This is a genomic window from Gilliamella apis (genome assembly GCF_030758615.1).
GTDB lineage: Bacteria > Pseudomonadota > Gammaproteobacteria > Enterobacterales > Orbaceae > Gilliamella > Gilliamella apis_A.
The window spans coordinates 1,891,402-1,905,866 of the sequence record NZ_CP132381.1 but is presented as its reverse complement, the minus strand read 5'-3'; the positions used below and the strand labels follow the sequence as shown (position 1 = coordinate 1,905,866).

Here is a 14,465-nt window from a genome sequence, read left to right as displayed (position 1 = left end):
CATATTTTACGAGCGGATAGTCTTTGCTATTTGATCAATGAAATCCAATATCAATCGCCAATTGTAATAACAGAAAATGAGGAATAAACAAAAATCAACTAACGCCAACTAATAAAATAATTACAACCAAACAAAATAGATTAGCTAATCATTTTGTTATTGAGTTTTTAATGAATAACATGGAAGGTAACTATTTAAAATTATTCATAAATACTATTATGATGGCATAGACTCCTCAATATTTTTTACAAGTTGTCTGATTTAATAGTTATATTGAAGAAATTGCATTAATATAACGTTGTTTATTTCATTGCAAAAGATAACAACAGTTTATGATAAATTTTAATTTGCAATCATGGCAAGAGGAGATGAGTGGACTTACTTTTGAGTTTACTTTACCTACTTTTAAAGATGAACGTAGCAGTAAAACGTCAAAATATTTAGCTGAAAGTGCATTTAGTTTTATTGAAGGTATATTTTTTAATCATCTACCTAACTATCAGAACTTTGGTCATTGGGGAACAACCGAAGTGAGTAATCAACAATGGTCTCATATCAGACCTGTATTGCAAACGTTGAATAATAAACTTGAACAAGCAGAGAATTTCTACCAGTTAAAAACCGATTTGTATGATTTTCAATTCATTTTCGATGAAGATTGGCGACAAGATATGGTCATAAAATTTGCCGAATACAAAGTTAACCTCTCTCAGATGATTAACCAGATTATTGAGTGGTTTGATAAAAATATACAAAAATATAATGCTGTCTTTATTAATGGTATTTAAAACAATCCTATTAAGCAGTCTTATTATTCAATTCACAAATAAGAGAAATTATTTCAGGCAATATATCTAAGATTAAGGCTAATTGCTGCATAACAAGCAGATCATTATTGCTTTGGTCATCATTGGTTGATAGTGATTCAATATAATCAGCAACCACTTTTTTCAATGGTTGATATTCAGAATCGATTTTTTGGTCACTTAGCATAGTAATTATATAAACCGATATATCATCAAAAATTTCCAAAGTATGCGGTGAAATACTTTTATCACGATGCGCCCCCAAAGTAGATAGATAACTAATTAAGGTGTGATTAAGGGTCAATAATCTAAAACCTTGGTCTATCACATCTTGTTTAACATGTGGTTCTTTAGTCATTAAGCTGATTAAGGAGGATAAATCTGCATTACTATCATGAGCCGCGCGTCGTGCAACACGGTATTTGGGATCATTAGTTTTACCGGAGACATATTGACTACCTATTACTGCTAAATAGTGGCTATCTTCGTGACAGACTCGATCAAGTAATTTAGGTAAATTTCTAAACTTCCAATCAGGCCAGATAAAACTTACAGCAAACCAAGCAATAAAACAGCCAATTAAGGTAGCTATAATGCGTGAAATAGCAACAGAGATACTGCTTTCACCGATTAAACTAAAACTGAAAAATACTAATAAGGTAATAAAGGCAGTGGCATAAGCATATTGTGAGTTTTTGAATAGGAAAAATAACCATCCAGTTATAATGATCAATACTAATTGCGCTTCAATACTAGGAAACAAGTAAGTTAAAGGAATACCGGCAATTATTCCTAAAATAGTACCAAAAACACGCAATTTTAAGCGATATTTCGTAGTTGAATAGTTTGGTTGGCAAACAAATAAGCTGGTTAAAATAATCCAATAACCATGTGAAAGGTTAGAAAAATAAATCACCATATATCCAACAAATAACACAATACTCATACGAATGGCATGTCGAAAGAGTGACGATTTGATGGTTAAGTTTTGCTTAATTTTGGCAAAAATATCATGAAAACGGGTGAGTTCTCCATCAATTAATTGGTTATCATCTTGGATTTTCGATAAATGTTGTTCTGTATCGATATGGGCTAATAATAAATCGATCGCTAGCAGATTTTGATATAAATTTTGTAATGATTTGATGAGTAATAAATTAGCCTTATTTTGTTGTTGATATTCATTTATTGCTTCTTCAAGATAGGCAAAGTAGCGAGCAAATAATGGATCATGTTGGTAAGTTTGATTTAACTTAATTGACACAGCCAATTTAGCACAGGCTTTAGCTTGTAAATTTAAGATTCTGGCAAAGCGAAATAAAAGATCACTATGTTTAAAATGGTGGCTTAACGCTTTATAATCGCCATGTGATGAACTGGCTCGTTCATGAATATCTTGAGCGACAAAATAGTAACTAAGCATCTTTCTAATATAGCCTTGTCCACGAAAACCTTTTAGTCGATTAAATAATGAACGTTTAGCGTCATTGAATACATTAATAACCTGAGTATTACAGGTCGTTAGCTCAAGAGTTTGTCGCTTAAACCCATCTGTTTCATCAGGATCGAACATTGCTGCTTTTGCATCAAGATAAAAACTTAATTTTATAAAACAATTGGCTAAAGTTTGTTGTGTAGTGCGGATAGGTTGCACAATTGATTCAATTAGTGAAACAAGGTTATACCAAAGTGCACCTAACAATAAAAAACAAGGAAGAGTGTAATTATCAGCAAATAAATTATGTCCGAGCATGGTATAAGCTGCAATTAATAAGGAGCCAAAGGCAATAACACCATAACGTTGCCCCAATGAACCGAGCATAATAAATAGAAACGTTGAGCTAACTAAGCCAATAATAAACAATAGTGGATCATGGAATAGAAATTCGACCGAAAATGTCGCAATTGCAAAACAAATTAGTGTTAATAATATATTAATACAACGGCTTAATAAGCGTGTATCAATCTCTGTCAATCCTGCTGCAACTACTCCCAATGTGAGTGGGATCACTAAAGGTACTGAATCAAAGTACCATGGTACTAATGTAGATCCAGTCAAACTAACCAGCATACGAATACTAAACAGTAAATTACTGCTATAAAAAACTTTGCGTAAGGATAGGATAAATGAATGCACGTTGTTTAGTGTTTGAATTGAGTTGTCATAATAATAGTAAGAATACTATATTGTTATCTTTAGCGAAAGCAAATAAGTATGACGATAATAATTATTTAAATTAGTAGCTTACTGTTTTAACTATCTATCTTATTTAAAATAGAATTAACTTTATATTATCTATTAATTTAACTGCTGTAATTATAATCACGGCATAAGTAAATCAGATAGTCTGATAATTTTTTTTTATTATAAATTAATTTAAGAAAACGTTATATTATGCCTTCAAAAATCATTATGGGATGAAAACATGAAAAACTTATTTAAAGTGGTATCGGCGTTAGCATTGTTAAGTTGCGCTTGTCTAAGTGATGCTAAATTACCAGAATCAATCAAAATTGGTTCGGATACATCTTATGCTCCATTTGATTTTATAGATAAAAATGGTGAAATTACTGGTTTTAATATTGAAATTACCAAAGCACTTTGTGAAAAAGCTAATATTAAGTGTGAATTTCAATCGACTGATTTCGATGCATTAATTCCATCTTTATTGTCACGTAAAATAGATATGATTTCATCATCATTAATGATGACTGAAAAACGCAAAAAACAAATTGCTTTTTCAGATGAAATTTTTCTTACCAATTCTCGATTAATTACTAAACAAGGTGCTAATTTATTACCAAATGTTGAGTCATTAAAAGGCAAAAGAGTAGGCGTTGAACAAGGTACTTCACAGGAACACTTTGTTAATGACAAATGGCGTCCAAATGGCGTTATCATTGTGCCATATCAAAATCAATTACAGGTATTCTCAGATTTAGTAGCAGGTCGTTTAGATGCCGCATTACAAGATGAAGTAACAGGAAGTTACGCATTTTTAAAACAACCACAAGGAAAAGATTTCGCTTTTGCCGGAGAAATTTTAAGCGATAAAGGTTATTTTGATGTTGGTGTCGGTTTAGGATTCCGTAAAAAAGATGATGAACTGCGTGAAGCTTTCAATAAAGCACTAGTTGAAATTTTAAATGACGGTACTTATCAAAAAATAAATGACAAATATTTTGACTTTAACGTTTATAGTAATAAAAAATAGTTCATGCAAGGTTATCGTTCTCTAATATTACAAGGTGCCTTGATCACTATTGAATTAGCGATTTTTTCGCTAATTCTTGCTATTATTATTGGCGTTATTTGTGCACTTGGTAAATTATCAAAAAGGTCAGTATTACGACTAGCTTGTCAGGCTTATACATCATTGATTCGCGGTGTGCCGGATTTGGTTTTAATGATGTTGATCTTTTTTGGCCTTCAATTTTTATTAAATAACATTACCGATTTTTTTGATGTAGATATGTTGGAAATTGATCCATTTGTGGCAGGTATTATTACGTTAGGTTTTATTTATGGTGCCTATTTTACTGAGACGTTTCGTGGTGCATTTCAAGCTGTTCCAAAAACATTAATTGACGCAGCAACTGCATTAGGTATGAATAAATGCCACACCTTTATATATGTCAGGTTCCCATTAATGATGCGTTTTGCTTTACCTGGCATTGCTAATAATTGGTTAGTGATTTTAAAAGCAACAGCATTAGTATCATTATTGGGATTGTTTGACCTTGTTAAAGCCACTAAAACAGCTGGTGAAGCAACATATCAACCGCTATTTTTTGCACTTATAGCTGGCGCTTTTTATCTATTTTTCACCTCTATTTCAAATATTATTCTATGGTGGCTTGAAAAGCATTATTCCACCGGTATCACTAAAGCTAAATTATAAACGAGCAATGTTATGTTAGAAATCCTTCAAGATTATTGGAAAGCTTTGTTATGGTCAGATGGCTATCATATTACTGGATTAGCAATGACCTTGTGGATCTTGATTTTATCCGTATCTTTAGGAGGATTATTTGCATTAGTGTTAGCGGTAGGCCGTAATTCAGAATATTTTTTTATAAAATGGCCTATTTGGCTATTTACTTATGTTTTTCGTGGAACGCCATTATATGTACAGTTATTAATTATCTACACGGGTATATATACATTAAGTTTTGTTAATCAACATCAATCTTTAAATGACTTTTTCCAAAGTGGATTAAATTGTACTATTTTAGCCTTTACTTTAAATACTTGTGCTTATACTACAGAGATATTTGCTGGTGCTATTCGCAACGTTCCTAATGGTGAAATTGAAGCTGCTACGGCACTTGGTTTTAATCGTTGCCAATTATATCGATACATTATTTTACCCAGAGCCTTCCGAATTGCATTACCAGCTTATAGTAATGAAGTCATTTTTATGTTGCATTCGACAGCTTTAGCTTTTACTGTGACAGTTCAAGATTTGATGAAAATCGCACGTGATATCTATGCCGAAACTTATCAACCTTTCCATGCTTTTGGTATTGCGGCGGTGATCTATTTATGTGTAAGTTTTGTTTTGATTTTTGGTTTTAGACAACTTGAAAAACATTACTTGCTTTATATGAATATTAGTGGGTCAAAGACTTGTTAAAATAGTAACAGGCAATATTCAATATTGCCTGAAGATATATGAATAAAATTAATTAATTAAATTATCAGCAGGAATTCCATTATCATTGCTATCATGATCTTTTGAACCTGGTAATGCGCGAGTACGATCAATAGGTAAATAACTACCATTTGTTGTTTCGATTTGACATTCACTCCAAAAGATTGAATATTTCGTATTTGCATGCATACTTTCGCCACGGAAATAACAACGGGCTGCATTATATAAATCGCCCCGGCAAAGTATAGCAATTAATAACCAAACGCCAACAACGCTCCATGCAACCCATTTCAAATTATGCCATAAGAAAGACCAAAAACCTTTTTTACTGAAATGGCAATAAGCAAAAATTAATAGTATAACGCCAACAAATCCCAAAAATTCATACAACCAAAATAGCCACATATGGTTAACTCCTAAGCAACAGTACTTAGTATTCTATACTATCTTTAAATTTACATCCACGAACCATTGCGAATAATACCAACAGCAATACCTTCAATAGCAAAACTTTGTTGTTCTAAGTCGACATCAATTGGCGCAAACTCCGCATTTTCAGCTAATAATTTAACGTGACGACCTTTTTGCGATAATCTTTTAACAGTTACTTCATCATCGATTCGCGCAACAACAACTTGGCCATTTTTAACGTGTTGAGTTTTGTGAACGGCAAGTAAATCACCATCTAAAATACCAATATCTTTCATTGACATACCCTCAACTCTTAATAAAAAATCGGCTTGAGGTTTAAATAAACTTGGCGATACTTGATAATGACTTTCGATATGTTCTTGCGCTAAAATTGGCGATCCGGCTGCGACCTTACCAATTAGCGGTAAACCTTCAAGTTCATTGGGATCATCAGGTTGTTCTAATAATAAACGAATTCCACGTGATGAACCGGCAATCATTTCAATAGCTCCTTTTTTAGCTAAAGCTTTAAGATGTTCTTCAGCTGCGTTAGCTGAACGAAATCCTAATTTTTGGGCAATTTCTGCTCGCGTTGGTGGCATTCCGGTAGTTTGAATGTTTTCTTTAATCAAATCATAAATTTGTTGTTGTCGTTCGGTTAATGGTCTCATGGCAAATTCCTGTTTTTATATACAGATATATGTGATTATATACAGCTAAAAAAACAAAACAACTGTTTTATCTATTTTTTTTTAGAATAATGGATAAAAATGGTAACTAAAGTGAGATTTTCGATCTAAATCACATAATAGTATGGAAAATTTTCATAAAACTATTTAAAAAAACAATTTTATGCTACAAACAATCTATCTATCTATCTATCTATCTATCTAGCTAGCTAACTAACTAACTAACAAAGTAATGCTTAGCGTAAATTTAATGGCTAATTTAGCAATTTATTGCCATGTATTCTGTTTAATAGTTGTATGATATAATTATTATTAAAATGATTATTTATTGGAAGTAGTGTATGTCTTATATTGTTGCACTTAGTGGTGGCATTGCCAGTGGTAAAAGTACCATTGCCAATCTATTTGCGCAATTAGGTACACCAATTATTGACGCTGATGTAATTGCTCGTAAAGTTGTTGCTACAGGTTCCTTTGCTCTAACACAGATTGTAAAGCATTTTAGTCTAGAGATCTTGTTAGAAAATGGAGAGTTAGATCGAAGTCAATTAAGAGAAATTATTTTCAACAATGATCATGAACGGTTATGGTTGAACAATTTATTGCATCCGATTATTGCACAAGAAACCCAAAAGCAGATTGCAAAACAAACAGCTCCTTATATTATTTGGGTCGTACCATTATTAATTGAAAATAATCTACATCAATTAGCTGATCGGGTGTTAATAATTGATACTCCAGAGGCGTTACAACTTGAGCGCTTAATCGATCGCGATAAAATAAGTGAGTCATTAGCCAAGAGAATGATTGATTCACAAGTTTCATTAAGTGATCGTTTAGCATTTGCGGATGATATTATTGTTAATGACGGTAATTTGGTGTCATTAAAAATGCAAATAGATGATTTACATGAAAAATATTTGCATAACTCTAAAATTAAGAATAGCTATGAATAATATTGTTTTTGAACATCCATTAAATGAAAAAATGCGTACTTGGTTAAGACTTGAATTTTTACTTAATCAATTAAACACGCATCATCATTTCGAGCAAAATAATGCTTTATTGTTTTTTCATGCTTTATCTGAATTACTCGAAATTATTGAACGAAATGATGTTAAAGGGGATTTGATTAAAGAGATTGAATCGCAAAAGCAAAAATTACTTTCTTGGATTGATATTGATGGTGTTGATAAAGAATTGCTTGGTGACATGATTAACCAATATGAACTGTTTTTAACTAAATTTAATTCAAGTTTACGTTTAGGGCAGCCGCTTAAAGATGATCGATTTATCATGGCAATTCGTCAGCGTTTGATGATTCCCGGTGGATGTTGTAGTTTTGATTTACCATCTTTCCATTTGTGGTTAAATCAACCGCAAGAAAAACGTAATATGCAAGTTGATAACTGGTTGCAGCATATTACAATACTTGATGAAACGTTAAAAGCATGTTTACAGTTTATTAGGCAACTAGGTGAATTTAAAACTTTTATTTGTACTAATAATTTTTTTCAAGAAACTAATGGTGATGTAAATTTGATTCGAATTCGTGTTGCTTTCGAGAAAAATGTTTACCCACAAGTTTCTGGTCATATGTCTCGTTATAGTATTCGTTTTTTACCCCTTTATGCTGGCGATAATAGTAATATTGATGCAATTGAATTTGAACTTGCATGTTGCTAGCCCAATTAATTTAAGAGTGTTTAGATGAATAAAAATACTGTTACTATTGTAAAGTGTCCAACCTGTCAAAAAAATGTTGAATGGTCTGAAAAGAGTTTATACCGACCATTTTGTAGTAAACGTTGTCAATTAATTGACTTAGGTGATTGGGCTGCCGAAGAGCATCGCATTGCGGATAAGGAACTGACTGAACAAGATCTTTGGAGTGAAGATGATCTTGCCGATTTAGTGAGTAAACATTAATGAAGATTTTAGGTATTGAAACATCGTGCGATGAAACAGGCATTGCTATTTATGATGATAAGCATGGACTTATTGCCAATCAGCTCTATTCGCAAATTAAATTACACGCCGATTATGGTGGGGTTGTACCAGAGCTAGCCTCTCGAGATCATATTCGTAAAACTGTACCATTAATACAAGCTGCACTACAAGAAGCTAATTTACGTGCCAGTGATATAGACGGTGTGGCGTATACTGCTGGCCCTGGTTTGATTGGTGCTTTAATGGTTGGCGCATCTATTGGACGTTCACTGGCTTATGCATGGGACGTACCCGCTATTGCTGTGCATCATATGGAAGGTCACTTGTTAGCTCCTATGCTAGAAGATAATCCTCCCGAGTTTCCATTTGTCGCTTTGTTAGTGTCAGGCGGACATACTCAGTTAATTAAAGTAACTGGTATTGGCCAATATCAATTACTGGGTGAGTCAATTGATGATGCTGCAGGGGAAGCATTTGATAAAACAGCTAAATTGTTAGGTCTTGATTATCCTGGTGGAGCCAAATTATCGAAATTAGCTGAACTTGGTGATGCAACACGCTTCCGTTTTCCTCGACCGATGACGGATAGACCCGGCTTAGATTTTAGCTTTTCAGGGCTTAAAACCGCTGCTGCAAATACCATTCATCAACAGAGTTGTGGTCAGGATCTTGATGATCAAACCAGAGCAGATATAGCTAAGGCTTTTGAAGATGCTTTAGTTGATACTTTATTAATAAAGTCACGTCGAGCATTAGATCAAACAGGCTTTAATCGATTGGTTATTGCTGGTGGAGTGAGTGCTAATAAAACTTTACGTCGCCAACTCGCCGAGCTTATGGCTCAACGTAAAGGACAAGTTTATTATCCACGTTTAGAATTTTGTACTGATAATGGTGCGATGATAGCTTATGCTGGAATGATTCATCTTAAAGCATCCCAATTTGTTGATCTAGCTATTGAGGTTAAACCTAGATGGCCACTAAGTGAATTAAACGCGAAAGAATAATATCAAATTAAAAATTAATATTATAGAATTTTATTGTGGGGTAAATTCCCCACAGGTTTTCTTAATATAATACTTATTGATTATCTTCAGTTGATTTATCTAAAGCTAGTTTTTCGATATTTCGGTTAATACTGAATAAAACACAAATTAATTCATATCCGATACGGGTGAATATAGAACCACCAATGATGGTTACAAAACCACTTAGTATGCCTAGTAGTGCAGAACCAAAACTATAACGCATTAGTAGAAAACTTGAGAAGATGAGAACTAGGCCTGAAAATACAATAAAAACTAAGCTAATCCAATAAATTACAGTAATAATTTTAGGAGTGAACATTTTATCAAAAAAGAAAAAATCTTTAAAAGAAAGTCCACTGGTATCTACTATTTTTTTCATTTTATTTCCTTAATTAAGTTTTATTTATTTTATTGCTTTGACTTTGGTCAAAAAACCGATACATTTAATATCAAATAAATCAATAAAGCAACGTTATTTTTAAAAAGGTTTTTAAAATTTCAATATGAAAACATTCATTCCCGGTAAAGATGCAGCACTTGAAGATTCCATTAACTATTTTCAGCAACAATTAGATAAATATGATTTGGCTGTTAAAGAGGCCTCTTGGCTTAATCCAGTACCTAATGTATGGTCGGTACATATTCAAAACACAAAATGTCCACTATGCTTTGCTAATGGCAAAGGAGCGAGTAAAAAAGCTGCATTAGCTTCTGCTTTAGGTGAATATTTTGAGAGACTTTCAACTAACTACTTTTTTTCTGATTTTTATTTAGGAGATAAAGTCGCTAATGGTGAATTTGTTCACTATCCGTCGGAAAAATGGTTTGCAATTCCTGATGATAATAGTTTACCTAAAGGTTTATTATCGCAAAAGTTACATGATTTTTATGATCCTGACCATGAATTAAAGGCAACGGATCTCGTTGATTTACAGTCTAGCAATGAGGAGCGAGGTATTTGTGCTTTGCCATTTGTTCAACAATCAGATGGCAAAACTATTTATGTACCAGTGAATTTAATTGCTAACTTATATGCATCAAATGGAATGTCAGCAGGAAATACACCAAATGAGGCACGAGTTCAAGCTTTATCTGAAATATTTGAACGTTATACCAAAAATAAAATTATTGCAGAAGCTATTAGCTTACCACTTATACCCGAAACAGTAATTAATCGTTATCCTACTGTATTAGCGGCTATCGAAACACTTGAAAAGGAAGGTTTTCCGATATACTGTTTTGATGCTTCTTTAGCTGGCGAATTTCCGGTGATTTGTGTTGTGCTATTTAACCCTCAAAACGGTACATGCTATGCCTCATTCGGTGCTCATCCTAATTTTGGTGTAGCACTTGAACGAACAGTGACTGAATTACTACAAGGTCGAAGTCTTAAAGATCTTGATGTTTTTTCACCGCCAAGTTTTGACAATGACGACGTAGCTGATCTAAGTAATTTAGAAACGCATTTTATTGATTCTAGTGGCTTAATTTCATGGGATCTTTTTAATCAAAAATCGGATTATGAGTTTGTAGATTGGGATTTTTCTGGTACAACCGAGCAGGAATTTACCAACTTAATGGCGATATTTGATCGTCACCAAATTGAAGTATTAATAATGGATTACCAGCATCTTGGGGTTTATGCTTGTCGAATTTTAGCTGTTGGTATGTCAGAAATTTATCCGCCAGAGGATCTGTTAATTGCTAATAATAACATGGCGATCCATCTCCGTGAGTTGATTTTGTCTCTTCCACATCAAAAACGATCTGACAAACAATTACTCGACATTATTGAACTTTTTGATGACGAAGGTTTAGATGATTTTGCTCGAGTTCGCGAATTACTAGGTATTGCAACAGGTAGAGATAATGCATGGTTAACATTGAGAATTGGTGAATTAAAAGCTATGCTGGCGTTAGCTGCACAGGATTTACCGCAAGCTAAATTATGGATAGATTGGACGATTGAAATGAATGAGTCTATCTTTAGTTCTGAACGCAATCATGCCTATCGTTGTTTGCAAACTTTAGTTAATTTTATTATAGAGCGAGGTGCAAACCAATTTGATAATTATCAATCTGCTTTTAGTAAAATGTATGGCAATTCATGTGTAAGTGAAATGTGGTTGTATGCAACAGCAAAAAAACAATTTTTTGGGCTAACGGATTTAGATCACTCTGATGCAGATAGCGATAGTTTACTAAATCAATTTACCATGCATAAAAAGCTTTTAGAGGTATATCACAAATTAAATCAAATTATGTAGTAGTAATTATTATTAATCATCAGCAAAGGCTAACCAATAATAGTTATTGCTGATGATTGCAATAGTTTATATTAAAAAAAATTCATTTAATACTTATCAAATTGAACTAAATAGCATATTATATAAGTGATCTTTAATTAGATCGGTTAGATGAGTAAGTTGTCAAAATTTAGATTTACATATCCAAAAGATCTTTGAGGCATTGTTGTATGATATTAAAGCAGTAAGTTTACTTCCCTTATTGCTTTCTTTTTCTCTCTCAATTAGTAGTAATCAATAGCACAATTACGTTCAACATCGCTAAGTTTATTTATTTTCAATATTTGTTTTTTTTAAATTATATAATTTATTAAGGATAAATGATGACAATACTTACCGTTGGTTTTGCTTGTTTAGATTTATTGTGTTTCACTTCATCTAGTTTGGAACAAAACGGTTCTATTACCTCCGATAATTTTGTCCATTGTGGTGGTGGGTCGTGTGCTAATACGGCATATCTATTAGCTCTATGGGGAGAAGATATTTATCATATTGGTCATCTCAACAATGATCATCATGGCAATCAAATTGAAACAGAACTTGCTAATGTTGGCGTTAATACTCGGCAATTTATTTTTTCGGAGAAAATGATCACACCATTAGAAGCCATCACCATTAATGAGCAAAGTAATACCTACAGCATTATATCGCATCGTTTGATGCAACCACCTAAATTGACAATAACAGAAAAAGATAAATTAGCTCACTTTATTCGGACCGTCAGTGAAAATAAACACGAGATAGTTATGTTAGCTGATGGCTATGAGGCAGAATTGAGTGAGTACCTAATTGAGCATTTACCCAAAGTCAAAGTGATTATGAGTGTCGATAATCTATCAGCTAATAGTCTGTACTTAGCTCAACAAGCTGATTATTTAATTGTAACAGAACAATTTGCTAGTGCTTTTGTCAAATTAAAAGCTTTCTATAATAGCGAGCAGATCAAAAATGCATTGAAAAAATTACGCAATTTAACTAACGGTAAAATTATTATTCGTATGTATAATAAAGATTGTGTATATCTGGATCATCAACAAGTTGTGATAATCTCTGGCTTTAATAAACAAACTGCTGATAACATTACTGAAAATGATATTTTTCAAGGGGCTTTTACTTATGGTATCAGCTATGGTTGGCCGTTAGCGAAAACGATATTGTTTGCCAATCTAGCAATAGCTGCAGCCAATAATCAGAAAAGAGGGCGTAGTGCAATGCCTAACTTGGTTGACATCAATCTAGCAGGTAAAGATCTTATTAAAGATTTTAAATACTTTTTTTGAGTTATCACTAAAATCATTGATCGCTCAAATTGTTCTATTTAAGCGATTTCTTGACCTCTTAAACGGCTTTTCTTTACTTATTATAAAGGATATTAAGTTTTTATTTTTCTTTTTCTCTTATTTAAGGAAAATCTAAATTTTTTATGCTCGTTTTATTAAGTTTATTTCTTTTGAGCAGAGCGTGTTTACACGAGGCCACTTTATCAATCACTGTTATCATTCTGGTATATTTTCTAAAACTTTTTTCTCTTATAGGCAACTTTTGCCAAAATATTTGTCAAAAATAGCTAATATAAAACGGTCGGCTTATGGCAGCCTTTTATCGTTTAGTTCTAACTGTCTGAAGGTTATTTTCAATATAAACGACAATTTTGTTAAACGTCCTTGTTTAACATGTTAACCAAACCTAGCTGTTAATTTTTTGCATCGTTATTAACTTAGACGTTCCAGTCAATTAAAATCCATTTCAGGACAATTCTATATTGTGATTAAGCTTGTCTGGCGAATTCGCCTGCTTGCTGGATCAATTCTTCGCTAGGGGTGACGCCGGTATATAAAATAAATTGCTCAACTGCTTGTAACACGGCAACGTCAGCACCGGAAATAATCTTTTTATTCAAGTTGTTAGCATACTTTATAAGTGGTGTTTCAACAGGTAAGGCAACAACATCGAACACAATATCAGCATGATTAATTATTGTTTCACTAAATGCCAGTTGGTTCGCTTCGCTACCGCCTTGCATACCAATTGGCGTCACATTGATAATCAATTTTGCTTGTTCCGGTGTAATAGTAGATTCATCTTTTTGCCATTGGTAATGATAACGCTCAGCTAAAGCTTCCCCTTTTTGCTGATTTCTGGCACAGACTATGCCATGTTTAAAACCGGCATCGTAAAACGCTCCAATTACAGCATTGGCCATACCACCACTACCTTTTAAAACAAATGGTGTCTTATTACTGATATTATTAGCCTTAATTAGTTTTTCCACAGCAATATAATCAGTGTTGTAGGCCTTCAAATAGTGATCGGTATTAACAATAGTATTAACCGCTTGAATTGATTGTACCGAAACATCTAATTCATCAATAAATTCAATGCACGCTTGTTTATAAGGCATTGAGATAGCACAACCACGAATTGATAATGCTTTAATTCCATTAATAGCATCTTTTAAATTATTGGTTGTAAAAGCTTTATATAGATAATTTAAATCTAATTTTTCATATAAAAAATTGTGAAAACGAGTACCAAAATTACTTGGTCTTGCTGAAAGTGACATACAAACAATAGTATCTTTATTGATAATTCTTGCCATTAACCAAAATCCTTGTGATCA

15 protein-coding genes are annotated in these 14,465 nt (G+C 32.8%); 10 read left to right on the top strand and 5 right to left on the bottom strand.

The features are described 5' to 3' along the window. Positions 1 to 332 precede the first annotated feature (332 nt). Positions 333 to 788, top strand: a complete 456-nt coding sequence (locus RAM17_RS08790; protein ID WP_110447601.1) for a hypothetical protein — start codon at positions 333 to 335, stop codon at positions 786 to 788. Positions 789 to 798: 10 nt separating this feature from the next. Here the strand turns inward: RAM17_RS08790 and yccS are convergent, their stop codons facing one another. After that, positions 799 to 2,877 (bottom strand): YccS family putative transporter, encoded by a 2,079-nt coding sequence (gene yccS / locus RAM17_RS08785; RefSeq protein WP_220000046.1) that lies wholly within the window; start codon positions 2,875 to 2,877, stop codon positions 799 to 801. Between the two features lie 355 nt (positions 2,878 to 3,232). On the opposite strand from yccS, the gene RAM17_RS08780 reads away from it, so the two are divergent. The 3 genes from RAM17_RS08780 to hisM are packed head-to-tail and all read left to right on the top strand — an operon-like array spanning position 3,233 to position 5,443. Beyond that, positions 3,233 to 4,021, top strand: a complete 789-nt coding sequence (locus RAM17_RS08780; RefSeq protein ID WP_110447603.1) for a lysine/arginine/ornithine ABC transporter substrate-binding protein — start codon at positions 3,233 to 3,235, stop codon at positions 4,019 to 4,021. Between the two features lie 3 nt (positions 4,022 to 4,024). Then, positions 4,025 to 4,708, top strand: coding sequence for an ABC transporter permease (locus RAM17_RS08775; protein ID WP_110447604.1), 684 nt, complete (start codon positions 4,025 to 4,027; stop codon positions 4,706 to 4,708). 12 nt (positions 4,709 to 4,720) lie between these two features. Continuing rightward, positions 4,721 to 5,443: a histidine ABC transporter permease HisM gene (hisM, locus tag RAM17_RS08770; protein ID WP_110447605.1), complete on the top strand. Its 723-nt coding sequence runs from the start codon at positions 4,721 to 4,723 to the stop codon at positions 5,441 to 5,443. Between the two features lie 48 nt (positions 5,444 to 5,491). Here hisM and RAM17_RS08765 read toward each other — a convergent pair whose 3' ends face one another. Both RAM17_RS08765 and lexA read right to left on the bottom strand, forming a co-directional pair. Next, complete coding sequence (locus RAM17_RS08765; RefSeq protein ID WP_110447606.1) at positions 5,492 to 5,866, bottom strand: hypothetical protein; 375 nt, start codon at positions 5,864 to 5,866, stop codon at positions 5,492 to 5,494. Between the two features lie 50 nt (positions 5,867 to 5,916). Then, positions 5,917 to 6,543 carry a transcriptional repressor LexA gene (gene lexA / locus RAM17_RS08760; protein WP_110447607.1) on the bottom strand — a complete coding sequence of 209 codons (627 nt, stop codon included), beginning with the start codon at positions 6,541 to 6,543 and terminating at the stop codon, positions 5,917 to 5,919. 359 nt (positions 6,544 to 6,902) lie between these two features. On the opposite strand from lexA, the gene coaE reads away from it, so the two are divergent. From coaE to tsaD, 4 genes are read left to right on the top strand one after another with little or no spacing between them, the layout of a single operon-like run. Beyond that, on the top strand, positions 6,903 to 7,517 hold the full coding sequence (gene coaE / locus RAM17_RS08755) for a dephospho-CoA kinase (RefSeq protein ID WP_110447608.1): 615 nt from the start codon (positions 6,903 to 6,905) through the stop codon (positions 7,515 to 7,517). Then, positions 7,510 to 8,247 carry a cell division protein ZapD gene (gene zapD, locus RAM17_RS08750; RefSeq protein WP_181414646.1) on the top strand — a complete coding sequence of 246 codons (738 nt, stop codon included), beginning with the start codon at positions 7,510 to 7,512 and terminating at the stop codon, positions 8,245 to 8,247. Before coaE ends, zapD begins: the two co-directional genes overlap by 8 nt. A gap of 24 nt (positions 8,248 to 8,271) precedes the next feature. Continuing rightward, positions 8,272 to 8,490, top strand: coding sequence for a DNA gyrase inhibitor YacG (yacG, locus tag RAM17_RS08745; protein ID WP_110447610.1), 219 nt, complete (start codon positions 8,272 to 8,274; stop codon positions 8,488 to 8,490). Then, positions 8,490 to 9,518, top strand: coding sequence for a tRNA (adenosine(37)-N6)-threonylcarbamoyltransferase complex transferase subunit TsaD (tsaD, locus tag RAM17_RS08740; protein WP_110447611.1), 1,029 nt, complete (start codon positions 8,490 to 8,492; stop codon positions 9,516 to 9,518). Before yacG ends, tsaD begins: the two co-directional genes overlap by 1 nt. A 73-nt stretch (positions 9,519 to 9,591) precedes the next feature. Here tsaD and RAM17_RS08735 read toward each other — a convergent pair whose 3' ends face one another. After that, complete coding sequence (locus RAM17_RS08735) at positions 9,592 to 9,918, bottom strand: DUF4282 domain-containing protein (protein WP_110447612.1); 327 nt, start codon at positions 9,916 to 9,918, stop codon at positions 9,592 to 9,594. 124 nt (positions 9,919 to 10,042) lie between these two features. Between RAM17_RS08735 and ycaO the strand changes: the two genes are divergently transcribed. After that, entirely contained in the window at positions 10,043 to 11,806 is a 1,764-nt protein-coding gene (gene ycaO / locus RAM17_RS08730) for a 30S ribosomal protein S12 methylthiotransferase accessory factor YcaO (protein ID WP_110447613.1), read from the top strand. A 362-nt stretch (positions 11,807 to 12,168) separates the two neighbouring features. After that, on the top strand, positions 12,169 to 13,125 hold the full coding sequence (locus RAM17_RS08725) for a carbohydrate kinase family protein (RefSeq protein WP_181414647.1): 957 nt from the start codon (positions 12,169 to 12,171) through the stop codon (positions 13,123 to 13,125). 488 nt (positions 13,126 to 13,613) lie between these two features. On the opposite strand, the gene RAM17_RS08720 is transcribed toward RAM17_RS08725, so the two are convergent. Continuing rightward, positions 13,614 to 14,444: a shikimate 5-dehydrogenase gene (locus RAM17_RS08720; RefSeq protein ID WP_110447615.1), complete on the bottom strand. Its 831-nt coding sequence runs from the start codon at positions 14,442 to 14,444 to the stop codon at positions 13,614 to 13,616. Positions 14,445 to 14,465 lie beyond the last annotated feature (21 nt).

Excerpts from the sequence above, each read along its gene's own strand:
- zapD (WP_181414646.1), top strand. The coding sequence starts at position 7,510 with ATGAATAATATTGTTTTTGAACATCCATTAAATGAAAAAATGCGTACT.
- RAM17_RS08725 (WP_181414647.1), top strand. The coding sequence starts at position 12,169 with ATGACAATACTTACCGTTGGTTTTGCTTGTTTAGATTTATTGTGTTTC.
- hisM (WP_110447605.1), top strand. The coding sequence starts at position 4,721 with ATGTTAGAAATCCTTCAAGATTATTGGAAAGCTTTGTTATGGTCAGAT.
- RAM17_RS08735 (WP_110447612.1), bottom strand. The coding sequence starts at position 9,918 with ATGAAAAAAATAGTAGATACCAGTGGACTTTCTTTTAAAGATTTTTTC.
- ycaO (WP_110447613.1), top strand. The coding sequence starts at position 10,043 with ATGAAAACATTCATTCCCGGTAAAGATGCAGCACTTGAAGATTCCATT.
- RAM17_RS08720 (WP_110447615.1), bottom strand. The coding sequence starts at position 14,444 with ATGGCAAGAATTATCAATAAAGATACTATTGTTTGTATGTCACTTTCA.
- RAM17_RS08775 (WP_110447604.1), top strand. The coding sequence starts at position 4,025 with ATGCAAGGTTATCGTTCTCTAATATTACAAGGTGCCTTGATCACTATT.
- coaE (WP_110447608.1), top strand. The coding sequence starts at position 6,903 with ATGTCTTATATTGTTGCACTTAGTGGTGGCATTGCCAGTGGTAAAAGT.
- RAM17_RS08780 (WP_110447603.1), top strand. The coding sequence starts at position 3,233 with ATGAAAAACTTATTTAAAGTGGTATCGGCGTTAGCATTGTTAAGTTGC.
- yccS (WP_220000046.1), bottom strand. The coding sequence starts at position 2,877 with ATGCTGGTTAGTTTGACTGGATCTACATTAGTACCATGGTACTTTGAT.
- tsaD (WP_110447611.1), top strand. The coding sequence starts at position 8,490 with ATGAAGATTTTAGGTATTGAAACATCGTGCGATGAAACAGGCATTGCT.
- lexA (WP_110447607.1), bottom strand. The coding sequence starts at position 6,543 with ATGAGACCATTAACCGAACGACAACAACAAATTTATGATTTGATTAAA.
- yacG (WP_110447610.1), top strand. The coding sequence starts at position 8,272 with ATGAATAAAAATACTGTTACTATTGTAAAGTGTCCAACCTGTCAAAAA.
- RAM17_RS08765 (WP_110447606.1), bottom strand. The coding sequence starts at position 5,866 with ATGTGGCTATTTTGGTTGTATGAATTTTTGGGATTTGTTGGCGTTATA.
- RAM17_RS08790 (WP_110447601.1), top strand. The coding sequence starts at position 333 with ATGATAAATTTTAATTTGCAATCATGGCAAGAGGAGATGAGTGGACTT.